This window comes from Hymenobacter sp. UYAg731, assembly GCF_054061335.1.
In genome coordinates this window covers 723,255-743,115 of sequence record NZ_JBSSEC010000004.1, presented here as the reverse complement: position 1 = coordinate 743,115, position 19,861 = coordinate 723,255, and the positions used below count along the sequence as shown (strand labels likewise).

Here is a 19,861-nt window from a genome sequence, read left to right as displayed (position 1 = left end):
TACACAATACGAAGTTTGCATAATTAATCCGTTATAAAAAACAACTTTGGTTTTCAGGAAAAGTAAAGCCTTATTATCTTTAATGGAGTTAGCATAATCATTGATTAATGCAATATTATGCAATAATTACTTTCGACTGATAATTGTATTTTTAATATAATTTATTTATGCTTGACCAATCTCGTGATTTGGCCCTTTATTGATTTTTATATCCGTTTATTTCGCTTTAGTCCGTCGTCGTCCTTATTGGTTCATGCGCAAACGGTGCGCGGCCCTGATTTCAATAAGTGCAGGGGCAGGGTCAAGCCCTTGGCATCGACCCGGAGCGGCAGGGCGCGAATTATGGTTTTTGTACTGGTGGTTTTTCGGGTACCTTTGCCGGCCGGCCGGCTGCACGTTGCCCTTTCGCCGGCTCTTCCTGTATGGACCCAACCGTTTCCCAGACCATCCCCGAAGTCATTCGGACCGTTCCGCTCCAGTACTACGTTTTCTTCGCCTCGGCCCTGTTTGCCATCGGCGTCACGGGCGTGCTGGTGCGGCGCAACGCCATCATCATCTTCATGTGTGTCGAACTGATGCTCAACGCCGTGAATATTCTGCTGACGGCCTTTTCGGCCTACCGCTCCGACCCCAACGGCCAGATTTTCGTGTTCTTCATCATGGCCGTGGCCGCCGCCGAAGTCTCGGTGGGCCTGGGCATCATCGTCATGATTTACCGCAACTTCCAGACCACCGACGTCAACTTATTGAGCCGGTTGAAGTGGTAGGGGCGGGGCTTGCCCCGCCTGGCGTTCGCGCCGTTATTATCCTGATTTCATCGTTCCGCTAGCCGGGCAGGGACAAGCCCCGCCCCTACGTACATGCAAGAAACCGTTCTCCCCGGCGCCAACGCCCCTTACGCTACGTTCATCTACGTTCTCATTCCGCTATTGCCCTTTCTGGGCTTTCTGCTGAATGGGCTGCTGAACAGGAAGCTCTCTGGCACCGTGGCCGGCCTCATCGGCAGTGCCACCGTACTGGGCTCGTTCCTGATTTCAGTGATGCTGTTTTTGAATTTCCAATATCAGTACACCGTGCAGCTGTTTGACTGGATTTCGGTGGGCTCGCTGCAAATTCCCTTCCAGTACCAGATTGACCAGCTCAGCCTGATTATGCTGCTGCTCGTGACGGGCGTGGGCTTCCTGATTCACGTTTACAGCATCGGCTATATGCACCACGACGAGAACGTGGGCAAATTCTTCAGCTTCCTGAACCTGTTCATTTTCAGCATGCTGCTGTTGGTAATGGGGGCCAACTTCGTCATCCTCTTCATTGGTTGGGAAGGCGTGGGCTTGTGCTCCTACCTGCTCATCGGCTTCTGGAACAAGAACACCAGCTACAACAACGCCGCCAAGAAAGCCTTCATCATCAACCGTATCGGTGACCTGGGCTTCCTGCTCGGCATCTTCCTGATTTACCTCACCTTCAACTCGGTGCAGTACGCCGAGGTGTTCCAGAAGGCATCGCTTGGCCAGTTTGGAACGTATGGTGTGGGCATTTGCACGGCCATCACGCTGCTGCTGTTTGTGGGCGCGATGGGCAAGTCGGCCCAGCTGCCGCTCTACACTTGGCTGCCCGATGCCATGGCCGGCCCCACACCGGTTTCGGCCCTCATTCACGCCGCTACCATGGTTACGGCCGGTATTTATATGGTGCTACGGGCCAACGTGCTGTTCACCCTCTCGCCCGATACGCTGCAGGTAGTGGCTATTATTGGCGCGGCCACGGCGCTGTTTGCCGCCACCATTGGCCTGGCTCAGAACGATATCAAAAAAGTGCTGGCTTACTCCACCGTTTCGCAGCTGGGCTATATGTTCTTGGCACTGGGCGTGATGGGCTACTCCACGGCGCTGTTCCATGTTCTCACTCACGCTTTCTTCAAGGCGCTGATGTTCCTTGGGGCCGGCTCCGTAATTCACGCCATGAGCAACGAGCAGGACCTGCGCCGTATGGGTGGCCTGCGCACGGCGCTGCCCATTACCTTTCTGACCTTCCTCATCGGCTGCCTGGCCATTTCGGGCATTCCACCGTTCTCGGGCTTCTTCTCCAAAGATGAAATACTGGCGCACGCCTTCGAGCACAACAAAGTGCTGTGGGCCATGGGGTTGCTTACGGCATTCCTCACGGCGTTCTATATGTTCCGCCTGCTGTTCCTGGCCTTCTTCGGCGAGTTCCGGGGCACCGAGGAACAGAAGCACCACCTGCACGAGTCGCCTGCTTCGATGACGTTTCCGCTCATCGTGCTGGCCATTCTGGCGGCCGTGGGCGGCTTCATGGGTGCGCCCATGTTCACTGGCGGGCACCATTATCTAGCCGAATATTTGGCCCCGATTTTTACCTATTCGCAACGTATTCTGCCCGAGGTTTTCTCGGCCAAACCCGATGAGCACACGGAGTTGATGCTCATGATTGCCTCGGTAGCGGCGGGCCTGCTGGGCATCATCTTGGCCTATTTGATGTACGTGGCCCGCGCCCAGCGCCCGGCCGAAGATGAGGCCCAGCGCTCGGCCCCCGAAAGCCTAGTGTACCACAAATATTACATCGACGAGCTGTACAACAACGTGTTTACGCGGCCCATCATGGCACTATCGTCGGGCCTGTATAAGTTCGTGGAAAACGGCGTTATCAATCCCGTGGTGGGTGTTTTCGGCCGCGCCGTGAATGGTGGTGGCCAGCTGCTGCGCTACGTACAGACCGGGGCCGTGGAAACCTATCTGATACTGATGGTTATTGGTATCGTGTTGATTCTGGGGCTAAATTTCGGCCGTTTCTAAGCCGCCGTTTTCTTTAGAAAATCGGGAAAGCCGCTTGTGAAAACAGGCGGCTTTTTTATGTAAAAAATAGGGGGTAGCCGCTTGAAAAATAGCGGTGATAAAGCGTATAAACCCGTTAACAATAGAATAAAGCCAAATATTTATAAATATAAACAACTGATGGGCAGTGCTATTTTATTTTAATTAATGAAGTCAGTGGGGCTAAGGGAGCAACTTTTTTAGCTGAAAAGGGTATAGCAGCACATCCAATGCAAGATGGGCCGAATGGCTCGCGGCGGATGTCGCATCTATCCCCACACCTAAAACTTATGGTCTCAAAACCTAATCTCCTACGTGGCCTCGCCTTGGGAGCAGTCGTGCTTGGCATGGCCGCTCCGCGTGTTCAGGCCCAAACCGCCGACCGCAAAACGGCGCTCAGTGCCAACATCGGATTGCTGCAGTACAGCGGCAACATGGGTTCCGACTTCTGGAACCGCTCTGGCAACGACCTGTCTGTTGGCGGCGGCGGAACCATCACCCGATACCTGTCGCCGTCGTTCGATGTGGCCCTGCTGGGCTACTACGAGACCTATAAGTACAGCAGCGAACTGTTCTCGGGCACCAACTTCGATGCCCGCATCGGCATGGTGGACTTGGGCCTGAAGCTCAAGCTCAACAACGGCAAGATTTTGAAAGAGGATGCGCGCATCCAGCCCTACCTGATGGGCGGCGGCGGTATGTTCTTGGCCAACACCTCCGGGCAGGTACGCGGCGCGGGCTTCGGCATCGACCAGATTCGCCGGCCTGAAGTATTCGGCTTGGCCGGTATTCGGGTGCGGCTCAGCGACGCCGTTTTCCTGGACCTGACCACCAGCCAGCATTACCCCTTCACCGAGCGGATTGACCACCTCAGCAGCCCCAGCGATAAGCTGTACGACCGGTTCCTGCTGCACCAGGCCGGTATCACGGTGGCGCTAGGCAAAATGAAGGATGAGGACAAAGACGGCGTATCGGATAAAAAGGACAAGTGCCCCGGCACCCCGGCCGGCGTAGCGGTTGACCCCAACGGCTGCCCGCTCGACAAAGACGGTGACGGCGTTCCGGATTACCAGGATAAGTGCCCCGACGTGAAAGGCGTGGCCGCTCTGCAAGGCTGCCCCGACCGTGACGGTGACGGCATCACTGATGCTGACGACAAATGCCCTGACGTGGCCGGTATTGCCGCCCTGCAAGGCTGCCCCGATGCTGATGGCGACGGCGTGACCGATTTGAGCGACAAGTGCCCCGGTACCCCGGCTGGCGTGAAAGTGGATGCCAATGGCTGCCCGCTTGACCGTGATGGTGATGGCGTTCCCGACTACCAGGACCGTTGCCCCGACCGTGCCGGCCCCGCCAGCAACAAAGGCTGCCCCGAGATTAAGGCTGAAACCAAGAAGCGCCTGCAGGAGGCTACGAAGTTCATCAACTTCGAATTCAACAAGGCCGTGCTGCTCCCCAGCTCGTACCCGACCCTGAAGGACCTGGCCGCTATCATGGCCGAGTACCCCGACTACACGATGAGCATCGCTGGCCACACCGATAGCAAAGGCGCTGATGACTACAACCTGCGTCTTTCCTACGACCGCGCTGCTTCTGCCCGCACCTACATGCTAAGCCAGAGCGTTCCGGCCGACCGCATCGAATCGCGAGGCTACGGCGAGACCAAGCCGGTTGCTGACAACGCTACTGCCAAAGGCCAGGCCTTGAACCGCCGCGTTGAATTCGACCTCTACCTCACCGGCGAGCCTAACTCGGCCGAGGTGAAGTATGGTCCGGCACCTACTATCACGGAGCTGCAGAAAACTCCTGCAGGTCGGCCCAGCGCCGGCAAGGCTCCAGTGAAAAAAGCTCCTGCCAAAAAGGCTCCGGTCAAGCGCAAGAAGTAGACAAGCGTCAGCACAAGTAGCTGATAAATCAAGAAAGGCCCGCTCGATGAGAGCGGGCCTTTTTTTATGGTATATGGCCGCTGCATGGGCTGAATTTGAAACTGACCGGGAACAGTTACAACTGGTCAACTCTAAACTGAAAGGGGGGAGTTATAACTGTTTCCGGCCAGTTCTAAATCGAAATCCATTGGGAATGCAGCAGGGTAACGGTTGAGCCCCGCACCCTATCGCATTCGTGCTATAATACCGAGTATGTTACCGACAGATAATACAGCCCGCCCACGCTCGGCCCGCCGAGATAGGACACGTAATAATTGTTGAGCACGTTGCTAGCCCCGAGCTTGAAGCGCAGGTTGGGTGCGGGCGCGGTGTAGCTGAGCTGAGCATCGAGGGTATGGTAGGAGGCCACGGTGCCATTTACCAGGAAGGTTTGGGAATAATACCCCTGCTGCCAGCGGTAGTTGAGGCCGAAGCCGAGGTTTCTGTATGCATTTTCGTTGCCCAGGCTCAGGTTGTAGGCCCAGCGCGGGGTGTTGAAGCCGTCTTCGAGGCCGTCGCCGCTTTCGGTGCGGTCGAGGCGGGTGTAGGTGGTATTGGCCCCCGCGAGGTAGCCATCAGGCAGCTCGTAGCGCAGGCCCAATGAGCCGCCGTAGTTGTAAACCTTGCTCTGGGCATTGGTCCAGAGGCGGTAGCGGTTCTGGGTGGATTTAGCGCTTAAATAGATGGCCGTGGAGTCCGGATTCAGGGTTTTGGGCACGTAGGCTTCTACCTGGGCAATGAAGTCGCGGTAGGTGTTGTAGTAAAAATCGACATCGACCAGCAGACGGCCTTTGGGCAGCAACGCGGCTTTGTAGCCTACTTCAAGCGAGTTGATGTGCTCGGGCTTGAGGTAGGTGTAAGGGTTTTTCACCAGCAAGCCCTGGTTCCGGGCAATGGCCTGGTTCTGGATGACCAGCTTCTGGGCGGCTGTGGCGTTGGCCGGCGTATTGGCATTGATGTAGGCCGTGTTGGCGGCCCCAAAGGCATCAATACTGGTGCGCAGATAGCTGTTTTCAAACACGCCATCCGACATCACCCGCAGCCCGCCGATGCGCTTCACCTGCCCGCTGTTCACGTTGCTGAAACCCTCGAACAAGCTCGGAAACCGGTAGCCGCTCTGGTAGCTCACGCGGAAGTTGGCCTGCTGCCCGGGCGAATACACCGCCGTGAAGCGCGGATTAAATTTCAGGTCGAAATAGTCGTTTTTATCGGCCCGCAGCGTAGCCGTGAGACGGATTTTCTCGTTCAGCAGACGTGCCCCGGCCTGCACGAAGCCGCCGGTTTTAGAATAGGTCAGATTGTCGCCGAGCGGGTCTTTGCCCTTCTCGGGGTTGATGAAGTAGTTGCCGTCGGGCACCACGATGTAGGTGCGGTGGTCGGTCCCGGCCAGCACGTCCAGCGCGGCGGGCAGGCGGTGGCCGGCGCGGCGCAGGGCCTCGGCAATGTTCACCTGGCCCTCGGCGTGGAGCAGGTCGGCGCGCACGCGCAGGGCCGCGCCCACGTCCCAGTTATTGATGCCTTGCACGGCGCTGAGGCTGTTTTGGAAGGCTGCTGTGCCGGGCTGGGGGCGGCCGGCGTCGGCGTTGGCGCGGGCCGTGGCGTGGGCCTGGGCAATGGGTTGTCCGGCCTGGATGGCCGCGTTACAGGCGGTGGTGTAGTCGCGGTTCCAGGCGGCATCGGGCTTGTAGCCGCGGTCAATATTCTCGGCGGCGGAGCGTAAGTTGTAGCTCTGGCCGGTATTCTCCTGCGTGAAGTAGACGCGGGCCTGCACCACGGGCGTGGTCAGGCTCAGGGCGTGCTGTTGCAACCAGTAATTTTGTAGCTGAAAGCGGTTTGAGCGCTGGTACACGTTGTCGAAGCTGGCTACGCGGTAGGTATAGGCCAACTCGGTGCCGGGCCGGAAGCGGTAGTGCAGCGCGGCATCGGCCTTGAGGGTGCGCAGGTGGTAGTCCACCACGTCCTGTTCGGCATAGCCGGTGCGGGCCACCTGGTAGTTTTTGCCGCCCAGGTTCAGCGTACTGCGGTCCGATGACTCGTTGCCATAGCTGTTCACGGGGTCGCGGGCCGGGTTTTCGGCCCCGAACAGGCCGGTGTTGGCGTTGCCGGCGGGGTTGATGTCGGTTTGGTCGTTGGCTACCCAGTCGTAGCCGCGCAGGTAGCTGCCACTCAGCTTGAAAGCCAGCTTTGGGCTCAGCACTTTGGCATAGCGCAGGCTGGTTTCGGAGAAGATTTTAGCCCTGCTATTCGCATCGCTGACGTGGTTCACGCCAGTTTTTTGCTGCACGCTCAGCCCTTCGGAGCTGAAGGGATTCTTTGTCCGGAAATTGGCCAATCCGTTGATGGCATTCAGTCCGTAGAGCGCGGCGGCCGTGCCGGGCACGATTTCCACCGACATAATATCCAAATCGCTCGGCCCCAACACGTTTCCAATCGGCCCGCCGATGTGCGGGGCCTGATTGTCCACGCCATCTACTAGTTGGGCGAAGCGCACGTTGGTGGTATTGGTGAAGCCCCGGGCATTTATCACCTTGAAAGCCAGGCTGGGTGTAATCACCTGAACGCCCTTGAGGTGCTCAATGGCATCGAAAAACGACGGCGCGGGCATGAGCCGCAGCGCTCGTGCGTTGAGCTTCTCCACCGTCACCGGCGACTGCAAAAAGCTCTCCTCGACTTTGGAAGCGGATACCACCACTTCCTCCAAATCGACTTTTTTGCGGGTAGTGTCGGCCGTGGCGGGCGCTTGGCCGTGGGCGGCTAAGGCCGGCAGCAAAGCGGTGGCAAGCAACGCCGGGCGGGCGCTGTTGGGTAGGCGTAGGGTCATGATGAAGAGGATTAATAACGAGGTTGTTCTAGGGCTGGGCGGCTACCACGCGCAGGCTTTGTACCTGGCGCACGCAGCGGCCCATCTTCTTCTCGTTGGGCACGATGATTTGGTAGGGGCCAGCGGTGGCGGGCAAGGGTTGGCCATCGCAGCGGTCGGCCAGCAGCACGGGGCGCGGGGCGAAGGCCGGGTTCAGCTCGGCTAAGGCGAACACGGCCTAGTAGCCATCGGCGGCGCTCACCAGCACGTAATGGGCCATGCCTTTGCGAGGCAGGTCGGGGCCAAGTTTGGTTCCGGCCGTGGTAAGCGCGGCGTAGAGCGACACGCCGGAGTAGGTGCGTTTCTTGCCGTCGTGGTCGGGCCGCATCACTTGCTGGCGCGGGAGTTTAGCCAGCTGCGCCGGGCTCAGGAGCGCAGGCTGGGGAAGGTTGTTACTGATTACCTGCACGCCCGCCAGCGCGGGGGGCGTTTGGGCCATAGCGGTCAGGGGCCAGCCGCAGCTCAGCGCGGCAGCGGTGAAGAATAGCAAGAAATACCGGGAAACAGGCGTAGAAATGACGAGCATAGAGTCGAGCCGGAGAGCAATAAATTCGTTATATTTGCAAAGATATAACGCATCTGTTTCTCCGCAACTACTCGTGCAGCCGGTTTATTTCGAGGGCCATAAATTCCTGAAACCGGACTTGCAGGGCTTTAAACGCCACAATGGCGGCTTGGCCGGCCTCCGTTACCGCCGCCCCGCCGCCCTTTGAGCCACCGGTTTGGGTGCTTACCAGCGGCATGGCGGCCTGCGCATTCATGGAGCTCACCAAATCCCAGGCGCGCTTGTAGGACATGCCCATGGCCTGCGCAGCTTTTGAGATGGAACCTAGCTCGGCAATGCGCTCCAGCAGTTCGAGCCGGCCGATGCCGAGGAAGCGGCCGTCGTCGGTTTCGAGCCAGAGGCGGCCGTTGAGGCGGTAGGAGCGGGTGGGCAGCAGGAGGGACTTCATGGGGCAAGTATACACGCAATCGAAGCTCGCCGGAGCGTTGCTAGAGCAGTAGTTGCATTTGCCGGGCATTTTCTACCCCCACCGCGCCGATGCCATTATTGAAATACAGGTACACTTCCCGCACGTTCTTAGCCGCTTTGATTTCGGCGGCGATGCACGCCAGAAACGCCGGGCTATAAGGCGATTTATATAGCTCCGGCACCCCGTGAAAGCGGTAGTAGATGACGTCGGTATTAGCCACCACCTCGTCGGGCAGCTCCAGGGGTGGCGGGTAGCTCTGGCCCACGAAGGCAATGTGGTGCCGCGCGAGCGTGCGCTGCACCTCGCCGTTCCACCAGCTGGGGTGGCGAAATTCGACCACATTCTGAAAGGCTGGGTCAAGGCTATCGAGCAGGCGTTGGAGCAGCTCTTCGGTGTAGGCTGCTTTGGGCGGCAGCTGGAAGAGCACGGGGCCCAGCTTTTCCTTCAAACCCTCGGCTACCGTGCCGTAGAAGTCGGCCAGAATGGGCTACGCCTCGGCATTGAATTTCTTATAGTGGGTGACCTAGCGCGACGCTTTCACCGCAAACCGGAAATCGGGCGGGCTTTGGGTGTACCAGGTTTCGAAGGCCTTTAGCTCCGACATTCGGTAGAAGGTCACGTTCAGCTCCAGCGTGTTGAACTGGGTGCAATAGTAGGCGAACCACTTGCGTGGCGGCAGGCCTTCGGGATAAAAGATGCCCTTCCAGTCGCGGAAGAAAAAGCCGGAGCAGCCGATGTAGACAGTAGAATTCAGGGAGAGAAAGGGCACAAAGCTCATGCCGGATTCTACGCGCGGCAGCGGCCTCGCGGCCGACTGAATGGAGCCTTTGCTACCTTTCGGTGGTGGCCGTCAGCCAACGCCTGTTCCAGCTCAGTACTACCCATGAAAAAAACACCGCCCTCAGCCGGCCACCGTACTTTCGACAGCCCTTCGCCAACTGTGGCAGGCCGCTATGAGCGCCGCAGGTAAGCATTATTTTCCCGCCCTGACCGGCCTGCGGGCGGTGGCCGCCGCGCTGGTGCTGGCCCACCATTTCAACCCAATGAACCCGGCGCGGGTGGGCTGGCGGCTGCATAGCCTGGTGGCCGAGATGCATGTTGGCGTCACGGTGTTTTTTGTGCTGAGCGGCTTCCTGATTGGCTACCGCTACCTGGGCCAGGAGCGGGTACCGCTGCGCACTTATTTCGCCAATCGGTTTGCGCGCATCTACCCGATGTATTTTCTGCTGACTACGGTCACGTTTCTCATCATTCATCAGACCGGCCCGGCCAGCAACCCAAGCGGCTTCAACAGCTACCTGCTTAATATCACCTTTCTGCGCGGGCTGTTTGAGGATTATCTGTACACCGGCATCGCGCAGGGCTGGTCGCTGACGGTAGAAGAAATGTTCTACTTATCGGCCCCGCTGGCTTTCTGGCTCATCCGGCGCAATGCGCGGTGGCTGGGGGCGCTGCCGCTCGGGCTGGGCCTGCTGGGCGCGGGGCTGGTGCTGCTGGGCCGGGGGCAGGCGTGGCACGGGTTCTTCGGCTCGTTTGGTTTCCTGTTTCAGTTCACCTACCCGGGCCGGGCGGTGGAGTTTTTTGTGGGGGTGGCGCTGGCGTGGTGGCTGCGGCGGCTGGGCGCGCGCGCGGCTCCACGCTTTCTCACTTGGTTCGGGCTGGCCAGCTGCCTTTTGTGCCTGGCGGGGCTGAGCCTGCTGCACGGCCCGGCAATCGGGGCCTTCGGGGTGATGCAGCCGGCGGGGATGTTTCTCAACAACGTGCTGCTGCCGCTGCTGGGTATCGGGCCGCTGCTGTGGGGGCTGGCGCGGGAAGACACCTGGCTGAGCCGCCTGCTCAGCAGCCGGCCGCTGCTGCTGCTGGGCAAAAGCTCCTACGTGTTTTACCTGTTGCACATGGGCGTGCTGCAACGCTTGCTGCATGCCTGGTTGCAGAGCGATGTGCTGACGGTGCTGGCGCTGTACGCGGTATCCATGGTGTTGTACCGGCTGGTGGAAGAGCCCCTCAACCACTGGCTGCGGCGCGTGCTGCGCCCGCCGGCCCGGCCCGCAGCCGCGCTGGCCTGAGCCAGGCAACCCAACATTAGTCCGGTCAAAAACTAGCCAGAACGGCGTTGAGACGCGTCTCTGCATCGGCGAACCAAATTTCCCAATAGCTTTCATGTCCGTCATCGACAAAATAGCCTGGCTGCACCTGCACGACGGCCAGGTGCTAAGCACCCGCAGCCACGGCAAAGACCGGTACTACTTCCCCGGCGGCAAGCGCGAACCCGGCGAAACCGATGCCCAGACCCTGCTGCGCGAAATTGAAGAGGAGCTGACCGTAGCCCTCGACCCGGCCAGCCTGGCACATGCCGGCACGTTTGAGGCTCCTGCCCACGGGCACCCGGCGGGCGTGCTGGTCCGCATGGCCTGCTACTACGCCCGCTACAGCGGTACGCTGCAACCAGCCGCTGAAATTGCCGAGGTGACGTGGCTGACCTACCGTCACCGCGCCCAGGTATCGGCCGTGGACCAGCTGATTTTTGACTGGCTGAAGGAGCAGGGATTATTGGCTGACTGAGAATTGCCTGTAACCAATTAGCCGGCCGGAAGTAAAGAATGACTGCCCCGGTGCGGTGCCAACCGGCCGTGCGCGCTTATTTGCCTCCCCATCATGACATCGAAAAATGCCTCGCTACTATTGGCCGGCCTGGGCCTGCTGGCCACCTGCGGTGGCCCCAGCAACCAGGAAAAGCAGGAAGCCGCTGCCAGCACGCCGGCCCAGACCGTGACCACGCCCGTGGCCGGGTCGGTGCATCTGCCCGCGCCCTACGCCACCAAATCCGTCACCAACCGGGTACACATCCAGCCCTGGCCCGCCGGCAAAACGCCCGTGGCCCCCGCCGGCTTCACGGTAAGGGAATATGCCGGGAAGCTGGACAGCCCGCGCTGGCTGTACGTGGCCCCCAACGGCGACGTGCTGGTGGCCGAAGCCAGCACCATCCCCGCCGGCATGACCCAAAAGGTGGCCGCTGAGCTTAAATTGGACAGGTCCCGCTCGCTACGCGACCACAGCGCCAACCGTATCACCCTACTGCGCGACACGAACCACGACGGCACCCCCGACCTGCGCACCACCTTCCTCGCGGGCCTCAGCCAGCCGTTTGGCATGCTCATTATGGGCAATAATTTCTACGTGGCCAATACCGACGGCGTGCTGCGCTACCCCTACCCGCCGGGCACTACCAAAATCACGGGCTCGGGCCAGCGCATTCTCGACTTGCCCAAGGGCGGCTACAACAACCACTGGACCCGCAACCTGCTGGCCGCGCCCGACGGCTCCAAAATCTACGTGACGGTGGGTTCGGGCAGCAACGTGCAGGAACATGGGGCTGACGAGGAAGTGCGCCGCGCCAACATCCTCCAGTTTAACCCCGACGGTACGGGCGAGAAAATATTTGCCAGCGGCCTGCGCAACCCCATCGGCCTGCAATGGCAGCCCGGCACCGGCAAGCTCTGGGCCGTGGTGAACGAGCGCGACGAGCTGGGCGATGAGTTGGTGCCCGATTATTTCACCAGCATACAGGAGGGCGGCTTCTATGGCTGGCCCTACTCGTATTTTGGTCAGAATGAGGAGCCGCGCCGCAAAAACGAGCGGCCCGACCTGGTTAAAAAAGCCCGGGTGCCCGACGTGGCGCTCGGAGCGCACGTAGCCGCGCTCGGCCTTACATTTTACAACAAGGACGCCTTCCCCGCCCGGTACCGCAACGGCGCTTTCATCGGCGAGCATGGCTCCTGGAACCGGACACAATTTTCGGGCTACAAGGTGGTGTTCGTGCCCTTCGCCAACGGCCAGCCCGGCAAACCAGAGGATTTCCTCACCGGTTTCCTGGCCGGCGGCGACTCGGAAAACGCCTACGGCCGCCCCGTGGGCGTAACCACGCTGCCCGACGGCTCGCTGCTGGTGGCCGATGACGCCGCCGATAAAATCTGGCGCGTGAGCGCGGCTAAGTAGCTGCGGTTGCCCAAGTGCCTTAGCTCGTCCGCAGGTTCTTTGGGTTTGTAATTAAAGCTATTCAGGAAGTCGCTACGCCCTTCTTTCTGAACAAGATTTAGTTGTCCAGCACTATCATTTTCCGGCCGGCAAGGGCTGCTGATAGTAGAGCCGGGGCGTTTTGATGATGCCCCAATAGTGCATCATCGCGGTATTGACGTCCGAATTATGGTAGTCGGTGAGCGGTTCCCAGCTCATGAGGGTGCAGCCGGAAGGCAGCAGGACCACCGGTGCGGTAGACTGGGCCAGGATAGCGAAAAGCTGCCGTTCGCAGGTGTTGAAGTCGCGGGCGCGGGGCTTGTCGGCTACCGTGAAAATGGCCCCGAAAACCGCCATGGCCGCCGCGTAGCGCCGCCGGGCCACGGCCGGCAGGTGCGTGAGCAGGTAATAGCTCGATAGAGCAAAGCAGCCAATCATACCCAGCAGAATGGGCAGAATGCTGTCGCGCCGGATAACGTTTTCCCGGTAGGCGCGGTAGCCGCCCAGCGGTAGCAGCAGCATGTACACCAGCGCAAACACGCCCAGCCATTGCAGGGCCTGCTGGGCTTTGGCTCCCATTGGTGTGCGTACGGAACGGGCTATCAGCCAGGTATTCACCAGCAGCATAATGAGCAGCAGCGGCAGGCCCAGCTTGCCCGTAAGCGCATCGTAGGCACCAAACGGCAGCCGGGCGTAGCGCTCGGCCAACGGGATATTGGTCCATTCATTTTCGGAATTGTTCCGGCCAATGTAGAGTGAGTACAGGCTTAGCGCGCTGAACAGGGCAAACAGGCTGAGCATGCGCCAGGGCAGTGCCCCAACGGCTACCGTGGCCCGCCGGAACCAGCCCAGGCTATTGGCCAGCGGGGCAAAATGCCCGCGCCAGGCCAGCAGTAGCGCCGTGGGGCACACCAGCAGCACCACGGCCGGAATAATCGGCCCATTCAGGGCCAGCAGCACTACCAGCCCCAGCAACCCAAGGTATTCCAGCGCCGACAAGCGGAGCGGGATGTCGTGCAGCGCCGCCCGCAAAAACGGCAGAAAAAACAGCAGCAGCAGGCTCATGGGCAGCGCGTAGAAGGCCGCATACGTCACCGACCAGTCGATGACGCCCATCTGGCCGCCGTAGCCCTCGGCCTGCAACAGCGGGGTAATGAGCACCGCCGCCAGTAGAAATTTCCGGCCCAGCACGTTGCGCGAATTGCTGATGGCTACGGCCAGCACGTACACTAGCAGCGTGTGTACGGCCAGTTTCAGCAGGGCGCACGCCGCGTACACGCTGTCGAGGGGGCTCAGCGCGCCTTGCAGCAGCCGGGGGACGTGCCGGAAGTATTCATGCAGAAACAGGTGCGCGAAAAACCGATTGGGGGCCGGGTAGATTTCGTGCCCCAGCAGTGCCCGCAGTCCGAACGGGTCGTGCAGCACGATGCTGTAGGCCTGGCCCGGTGCCACGATGGCCGCCAGGTCGCCATCGAGGGGAAACTGAAAATACTGCCAGCCGGAATACGCTAAATCGCCAATCAGAAAAAGGAGCAGGAGATAATGCCAGTTTCGCTTCAGCATACGGCGCAAGTTGGGGTAGAAGGTGCCCGGCCACTGCGGCCCAGACCGGCCAAATTACGGCAGCCCGGGCCGGGAAACCCCCAAGCCCTATGCCAGGCCGCGCGTGATGCCCATTTCCAGGCCGCGCAATTCGGCCAGCCCGCGCAGGCGGCCTATTGCCGAGTAGCCGGGGTTGGTTTGCTTAGGTAGGTCGTCGAGCATCTGGTGGCCGTGGTCGGGGCGCATGGGCAGGTTGGTTTTGCGCTGCCGCATGGCCAGCACCAGCTCGCGCATCACGGCGTACATGTCCACGTCGCCTTCGAGGTGGTTGGCTTCGTAGAAATTGCCTTCCGCGTCGCGCTGGGTGCTGCGCAGGTGAATGAAGTGGATGCGGTCGGCAAACCGGCGCACCATGGCCGGTAGGTCGTTATCGGCCCGCACCCCGAAGGAGCCGGTGCAGAAGCACAGGCCGTTGCTGAGTGAAGGCACGGCCGTGGCCAGCGCGGCCACGTCCTCGGCGGTGCTTACCACGCGCGGGAGGCCCAGAATGGGGTAGGGTGGGTCGTCGGGATGAATGGCAAGGTTGATGCCCACGCGCTCGGCCACTGGCACAATCTCCTTCAGAAACAGAACCAGATGCTCGCGCAATTTCGCCGCGTCGATACCATCGTACGCATCCAGCGCCCGCTGGAATTTCTCCAGCGTGAAGCTCTCCTCGCTGCCCGGCAGGCCGGCGATGATGTTGCGCTGGAGCCCCTGCTTCTCCTCGGCGCTCATTGCGGCGAAGCGGGTTTCGGCCCGGGCTAATTCCTCAGCCGTATAGTCCTGGGCGGCATTCCGGCGCTTGAGTAGCAGCGTGTCAAAAGCCACAAAAGCAGCTTTTTCGAAGCGCAGGGCTTTGGAGCCGTCGGCTACTTCGTAGGCCAGGTCAGTGCGCGTCCAGTCCAGCACGGGCATGAAATTATACGTCACCGTGTAGATGCCGCAAGCCGCAAGGTTGCGCAGCGACTCCTGATAATTGATGATGTAGTGCTGGAAATCGCCAGTGCGGGTTTTAATGTTTTCATGCACGGGCACGCTTTCCACTACGCTCCACGTCAGGCCGGCAGCACGGATGATTTCCTGGCGCTTTTTGATTTCGGCCTGGGTCCAGACCTCGCCGTTGGGGATGTGATGGAGGGCCGAAACCACGTCGGTAGCGCCGGCCTGGCGGATGTCGGCGAGGCGCACGGGGTCGTTCGGGCCGTACCAGCGCCAGCTTTGGATGATGGGCATTGTTTTCCAGTTATCTGTTTAACGTCATGCTTCGGCTGCGCTCAGCGTGACGGGCTTTTTTATTCGTTAGTAAACAACAAAATCATACGCCGCTGTAGGCGTTGAAGCCGCCATCCACCACCACCATTTCGCCGTTCACAAACCGTGAGGCGTTGCTGAGCAGGTAAATCAGCGTGCCCGTCAATTCCTCCGGCTCACCGAAGCGCTGGAAGGGCGTGTGGTCGATAAACTTGCGGGCGCGCTCAGTGTGCGAGCCGTCGGCGGCGATGAGCAGGGCGCGGTTTTGCTCGGTGAGGAACACCCCCGGCGCGATGGCATTCATGCGAATGCCGCCGCCGTAGCGCAGGCCCAGCTCGGTGGCCATCCAGCGGGTATAGCCTTCAATGGCGGTTTTGGCTAGCGTGTAACCCATCACGCGGGTGAGGGGCCGTTGGGCCGTAATGGAGGAAATATTGACAATGGAGCCCGTGCCCTGGTCGGCCATCACGCGCCCAAAAACGGTGGTCGGAATCACGGTACCGAACAGGTTTAAATCGACCGCCCGGCGCGTGTCCTCAATGCCCACATCGAACAGATTCTGGCTCGGGCCGACGGTGGCCCCCGGCATGTTGCCGCCGGCCGCATTCACCAGCCCGTCGATGCGGCCCCAGGTGCTCATGATTTTATCACAGGCCGCGTTCATCTGGGCCACGTCGAGCACATCGGCCAGCACCACCAGCGCTTCGCCGCCCACCGCCCGGATGGCGGCGGCCCGCGCCTCGGCCCGCTCGGCATTGCGGCCCAGAATAGCCACTTTGGCCCCGGCCTCCGCCACAGCCAGCGACATGGACGCGCCCAGCACGCCGGTGGCCCCGGTGATGATGACGACTTTATCGGCGAGGGAGAATTGGGATAGGGAAGGCATAAGTTCGTTAAGGCAGAAGTGAATTGGAGGTGTCCGAAGCAGTCCGGTCGTCATGCTGAGCGCTCCGTTGCACAGATCTAATCACTTGCGCAGTAGAGATGCTTCGACTGCGCTCAGCATGACGGTATGGAAAAAGATTCTACAGTAGTTCTAAATTTCCTTCGAGTCGGATATCATCCGAAGCGCTGCCGACCATGAGGTTGAATTTGCCGGGCTCGGCGGCCCATTCCAGTTTCGGGTTGTAGAAGGCCAGCTTGTCTTTGCCGATGGTGAAAGTGACGGTTTTGCTCTCGCCGGGCTTGAGGCTGACTTTGCGGAAATCCTTGAGCTCTTTGAGCGGCCGGGCGATGGACGCCACGGGGTCGCGCAGGTAGAGTTGGGCTACTTCCTCGCCGGCTACTTTGCCAGTGTTGGTGAGGGTAAAGCTGACCTGGGCCGCATCGCCGGACTTCATTGCTGAGCGGCTGATTTTGAGGTCGGAATACTTGAACGTGGTGTAGCTCAGGCCGTAGCCGAAGGCGTAGCGCGGCGTGTTGGGCGAGTCGATGTAGGCCGACTTGTAGCGGATTTCGCCCGGCTTGGTGATGGGGCGGCCGGTGTTGTACTGCTGGTTGTAGGCGATGGGAATCTGGCCCACGCTACGCGGGAAGGTGATGGGCAGCTTGCCGGCGGGGGTGTAGTCGCCGAATAGCACGTCGGCCAGCGCGGTACCGCCTTCCGAGCCGGGCCACCAGGCGTAAAGAATGGCGTCGGCCTGCTCCGATATGGCATCGAAAATGAGCGGCCGGCCCCCGAAAACCACCACGGCCACCGGCTTGCCGGTGGCTTTGAGGGCTTTGAAAAGCTCCTCCTGCACGCCGGGCAGGTGGATATCGGTGCGGGATTTGGCCTCGCCGCTCATGTCCCAGGTTTCGCCAATGGCGAGGACGATGAGGTCGGCGTTTTTGGCGGTGGCTACGGCCTGCTCGAAGCCGGTGCAGCTGTCGCCGCTCACGGCGCAGCCTTTGGCGTAGAGCAGCTCGGTGGTTTTGCCGGCGCGCTGGCGCAGGCCGTCGTAGAGCGAGGTGATGCGGGCGGTGTCGGTGTCCACGGCCCAGCTGCCGTTGAGGTCGCGCTTAACCTTAGCCAGCGGACCGATGAGGGCCACGCGGCGCAGGGCTTTGGTGAGGGGTAGGGTGGCGTTTTCGTTTTTCAGCAGCACCAGGGATTTCTGGGCCATCTGGCGGGCGGCGGCACGGTTTTGTGGGTCGCTCAGGACTTGTTTCTCGCGCTTCTCGTTCGAGAACTTGTAAGGGTCGTCAAATAGGCCCAACTCGAATTTCTTGCGCAAAATGCGTCGCACGGCATCATCAATAAGGCCAATGTTGACCTTGCCGGACTGCACCAGCTGCGCCAGGTTTTTATGGTAAGCGTCGCTCTCCATGTCCATGTCGGAGCCGGCGGTGATGGCCTTGTGGGCGGCGTCAGCTTTATCGGCCGCGTAGCCCCAGTTGGCCAGCTCACCGATGGAGCCCCAGTCGCTCACCACGAAGCCGGGGTATTGCCACTGGCCTTTCAGAATGTCGCGCTGCAAATAGGCGTTGCCGGTGGCCGGGATGCCGTTCAGGGTGTTGAAGGAGTTCATGAACGTGGCCACGCCGGCCTCGGCGGCAGCGCGGAAGGGCGGCAGGTAGGTTTCCCAGAGCTGCTGCTCACTGATGTCCACGGCGTTGTAGTCGCGGCCGGCGGTGGCGGCCCCGTAGGCGGCAAAGTGCTTGGCGCAAGCCATGATGGCATCGGTGCCGCCCAGCTTCTCGCCCTGGAAGCCCAGCACGCGGGCCCGGGCAATCTGGGAACCCAAGTAAGTATCCTCGCCGGCGCCTTCCATCACGCGGCCCCAGCGCGGGTCGCGGCCCACGTCCACCATCGGCGCGAAGGTCCAGTGAATGCCGGACGCGGCGGCTTCGCGGGCGGCGACGTGCGCGCCCAGTCGGATGGCGTCCAAATCCCAGGAAGCGGCTTCGCCCAGCGGAATGGGGAAGGTGGTTTGGTAGCCGTGAATCACGTCGAGGCTGAACAGCAGTGGGATGTGCAGGCGCGATTCCAGCGCCACGGCCTGGATTGCGCGGGTGTCCCGCACGCCCTTCACGTTCAGCATCGAGCCCACCTGCCCGTTGCGGATGCTGCTGAGCAGGGTGTTTTTGCGGTCGCTGGCCGGGCCGGTCACCTCGCGGCCGGAATACTGGTTGAGCTGGCCCACTTTCTCCTCCAGCGTCATCTGGGCGAGCAGGGTGCTGATGCGCTGCTCGATACCGGCCGGGCTGGCGGTAGTGGCCGTTAGCACCGGTTTTTTCTTTTGCGCCACCGCAGCCGGGCCGGGCAACAGGCCCAGCAACAGCAGCGGCAACAGAAACTTGGGAAACGAAAGAGTCATTTAGTTGCGATAAAAAGCTGCCTCAGCAGCTGGAAAAGTAGTTTGTGCGTTCTGGCGGCCACCGGCCACAGCCGCCCCGGCCGGGGCCTCAGTCATACGTTCCCACCATTTTCGTGAGGCGCAGTTCCGGCCGGGAGGGCTGTTTTTCGGACTCCGGTACGGCCAGCGGCCGCCAGGTATGCACAGGGTTTCCGGGCAGGCCCGAAGGGGTAGGAAATGGAGAAAGGGTGGTTTTAGTAAAGGAAATTAGGCTCATTGCCTGCGCCGAACCGGGCGTTGCAGCTGCTGCATGGCCGCCGCGTAGCGCTGCCCCAGCAGCCGGGCCGAAACGGCGTTGAAGTGGGTATGGTCGCCGACATCGGCTGTGCCCTCAGCGGTGATGAAGGCGTAGTTCGACACCTGTTTTTGCAGCCCGGCCAATGCCTCGTTGAGGCGCACGGCCGAATCGTTTATCTGCGGCTGACCATCGGGGCCAACTTTATTAATCTGAAAAGCCGGCAGCTGCCCGGCTACGAAGGGCAGGGCGGGCGCTTGTAAATCGGCCCGCAATTGCTGGATGAGCAACTTAAGCTTCTGCTGGTACACGGCGCTTTTTTCGGGGTTGCTGTCCGACTCGCCCTGGTGCCAGATGATGCCGGCCAGCGTGCCCGTTTGCATCGCGGTGCGGGCGCGGGCCAGGGCGTCGTCGTATGGATGGGTTTTGGTGTCGGCGAAGTAGGCTCCGGGCATCCAGGCATCAATGCCGGAACCGCCCACCGCGCACGGAATTAGGCCGATGGTGACGGTGCTGTCCGGTGCGGCCATGAGGCGGCCAAACGTCAGCCCCGGCCCCACGCCGGCCGCGGTTTTATCGAAATGAATCGGGTCTTTGGCCACCTCCCACTGTCCGGCCGGGTTCAGGCGCAGGACGTGGCGGTTAGGCAGCGTATCCTGCGCCTCCACCGCGCCGCGCCCGGCCATGTTCGACTGCCCAATCAATAGGTACAGCTGGAATTTTTCCCGGCGGGCCGGCGGACTCACCACTTGGCGCAGGCGGGGTTTCAGCACTTGCGCCCGCAAACCAGCCGCTGGCAGCAAAGCCAGTAGCAGCAGATTTAGCAGGAGTAAGCTGGTGGTTTTCATG

The 19,861-nt window shown here is 60.7% G+C and carries 15 protein-coding genes and 1 pseudogene; 6 read left to right on the top strand and 10 right to left on the bottom strand.

Annotation, left to right across the window (positions count from 1 at the left end; genetic code table 11):
* Window positions 1–422 precede the first annotated feature (422 nt).
* The 3 genes from nuoK to ACVWYF_RS15245 all read left to right on the top strand — a co-directional run bounded on the left by nuoK (window position 423) and on the right by ACVWYF_RS15245 (window position 4,717).
* The gene (gene nuoK / locus ACVWYF_RS15255) at window positions 423–767 is read left to right on the top strand and encodes an NADH-quinone oxidoreductase subunit NuoK (protein WP_168673615.1); all 345 of its coding nucleotides are present in this window, start codon (window positions 423–425) and stop codon (window positions 765–767) included.
* A gap of 93 nt (window positions 768–860) precedes the next feature.
* On the top strand, window positions 861–2,813 hold the full coding sequence (gene nuoL / locus ACVWYF_RS15250) for an NADH-quinone oxidoreductase subunit L (protein ID WP_457069482.1): 1,953 nt from the start codon (window positions 861–863) through the stop codon (window positions 2,811–2,813).
* A 308-nt stretch (window positions 2,814–3,121) separates the two neighbouring features.
* Entirely contained in the window at window positions 3,122–4,717 is a 1,596-nt protein-coding gene (locus ACVWYF_RS15245; RefSeq protein ID WP_457069480.1) for an OmpA family protein, read from the top strand.
* Between the two features lie 238 nt (window positions 4,718–4,955).
* Here ACVWYF_RS15245 and ACVWYF_RS15240 read toward each other — a convergent pair whose 3' ends face one another.
* The 5 genes and pseudogenes from ACVWYF_RS15240 to ACVWYF_RS15220 all read right to left on the bottom strand — a co-directional run bounded on the left by ACVWYF_RS15240 (window position 4,956) and on the right by ACVWYF_RS15220 (window position 9,368).
* Complete coding sequence (locus tag ACVWYF_RS15240) at window positions 4,956–7,577, bottom strand: TonB-dependent receptor (RefSeq protein ID WP_457069478.1); 2,622 nt, start codon at window positions 7,575–7,577, stop codon at window positions 4,956–4,958.
* A gap of 28 nt (window positions 7,578–7,605) precedes the next feature.
* Window positions 7,606–7,791, bottom strand: coding sequence for a hypothetical protein (locus ACVWYF_RS15235; protein WP_457069476.1), 186 nt, complete (start codon window positions 7,789–7,791; stop codon window positions 7,606–7,608).
* A gap of 3 nt (window positions 7,792–7,794) precedes the next feature.
* Entirely contained in the window at window positions 7,795–8,142 is a 348-nt protein-coding gene (locus ACVWYF_RS15230) for a hypothetical protein (protein WP_457069474.1), read from the bottom strand.
* A gap of 67 nt (window positions 8,143–8,209) precedes the next feature.
* Window positions 8,210–8,569 (bottom strand): winged helix-turn-helix domain-containing protein, encoded by a 360-nt coding sequence (locus tag ACVWYF_RS15225; protein ID WP_457069472.1) that lies wholly within the window; start codon window positions 8,567–8,569, stop codon window positions 8,210–8,212.
* A gap of 40 nt (window positions 8,570–8,609) precedes the next feature.
* A pseudogene (locus tag ACVWYF_RS15220) lies at window positions 8,610–9,368 on the bottom strand (DUF72 domain-containing protein).
* Window positions 9,369–9,543: 175 nt separating this feature from the next.
* Between ACVWYF_RS15220 and ACVWYF_RS15215 the strand changes: the two are divergent.
* The 3 genes from ACVWYF_RS15215 to ACVWYF_RS15205 all read left to right on the top strand — a co-directional run bounded on the left by ACVWYF_RS15215 (window position 9,544) and on the right by ACVWYF_RS15205 (window position 12,586).
* Entirely contained in the window at window positions 9,544–10,656 is a 1,113-nt protein-coding gene (locus ACVWYF_RS15215) for an acyltransferase family protein (protein WP_457069470.1), read from the top strand.
* Window positions 10,657–10,750: 94 nt separating this feature from the next.
* A complete protein-coding gene (locus ACVWYF_RS15210) occupies window positions 10,751–11,152 on the top strand; it encodes an NUDIX hydrolase (RefSeq protein WP_457069468.1) in 402 nt (133 codons plus the stop codon).
* 93 nt (window positions 11,153–11,245) lie between these two features.
* Window positions 11,246–12,586, top strand: coding sequence for a PQQ-dependent sugar dehydrogenase (locus ACVWYF_RS15205; RefSeq protein ID WP_457069466.1), 1,341 nt, complete (start codon window positions 11,246–11,248; stop codon window positions 12,584–12,586).
* 114 nt (window positions 12,587–12,700) lie between these two features.
* Here the strand turns inward: ACVWYF_RS15205 and ACVWYF_RS15200 are convergent, their stop codons facing one another.
* The 5 genes from ACVWYF_RS15200 to ACVWYF_RS15180 all read right to left on the bottom strand — a co-directional run bounded on the left by ACVWYF_RS15200 (window position 12,701) and on the right by ACVWYF_RS15180 (window position 19,860).
* Complete coding sequence (locus ACVWYF_RS15200; RefSeq protein WP_457069464.1) at window positions 12,701–14,167, bottom strand: hypothetical protein; 1,467 nt, start codon at window positions 14,165–14,167, stop codon at window positions 12,701–12,703.
* Between the two features lie 87 nt (window positions 14,168–14,254).
* Entirely contained in the window at window positions 14,255–15,421 is a 1,167-nt protein-coding gene (uxuA, locus tag ACVWYF_RS15195) for a mannonate dehydratase (protein WP_457069462.1), read from the bottom strand.
* Between the two features lie 82 nt (window positions 15,422–15,503).
* Window positions 15,504–16,325 carry an SDR family oxidoreductase gene (locus ACVWYF_RS15190; protein WP_457069460.1) on the bottom strand — a complete coding sequence of 274 codons (822 nt, stop codon included), beginning with the start codon at window positions 16,323–16,325 and terminating at the stop codon, window positions 15,504–15,506.
* Between the two features lie 139 nt (window positions 16,326–16,464).
* A complete protein-coding gene (bglX, locus tag ACVWYF_RS15185; RefSeq protein WP_457069458.1) occupies window positions 16,465–18,738 on the bottom strand; it encodes a beta-glucosidase BglX in 2,274 nt (757 codons plus the stop codon).
* Between the two features lie 252 nt (window positions 18,739–18,990).
* Complete coding sequence (locus ACVWYF_RS15180; protein WP_457069456.1) at window positions 18,991–19,860, bottom strand: sialate O-acetylesterase; 870 nt, start codon at window positions 19,858–19,860, stop codon at window positions 18,991–18,993.
* Window position 19,861 lies beyond the last annotated feature (1 nt).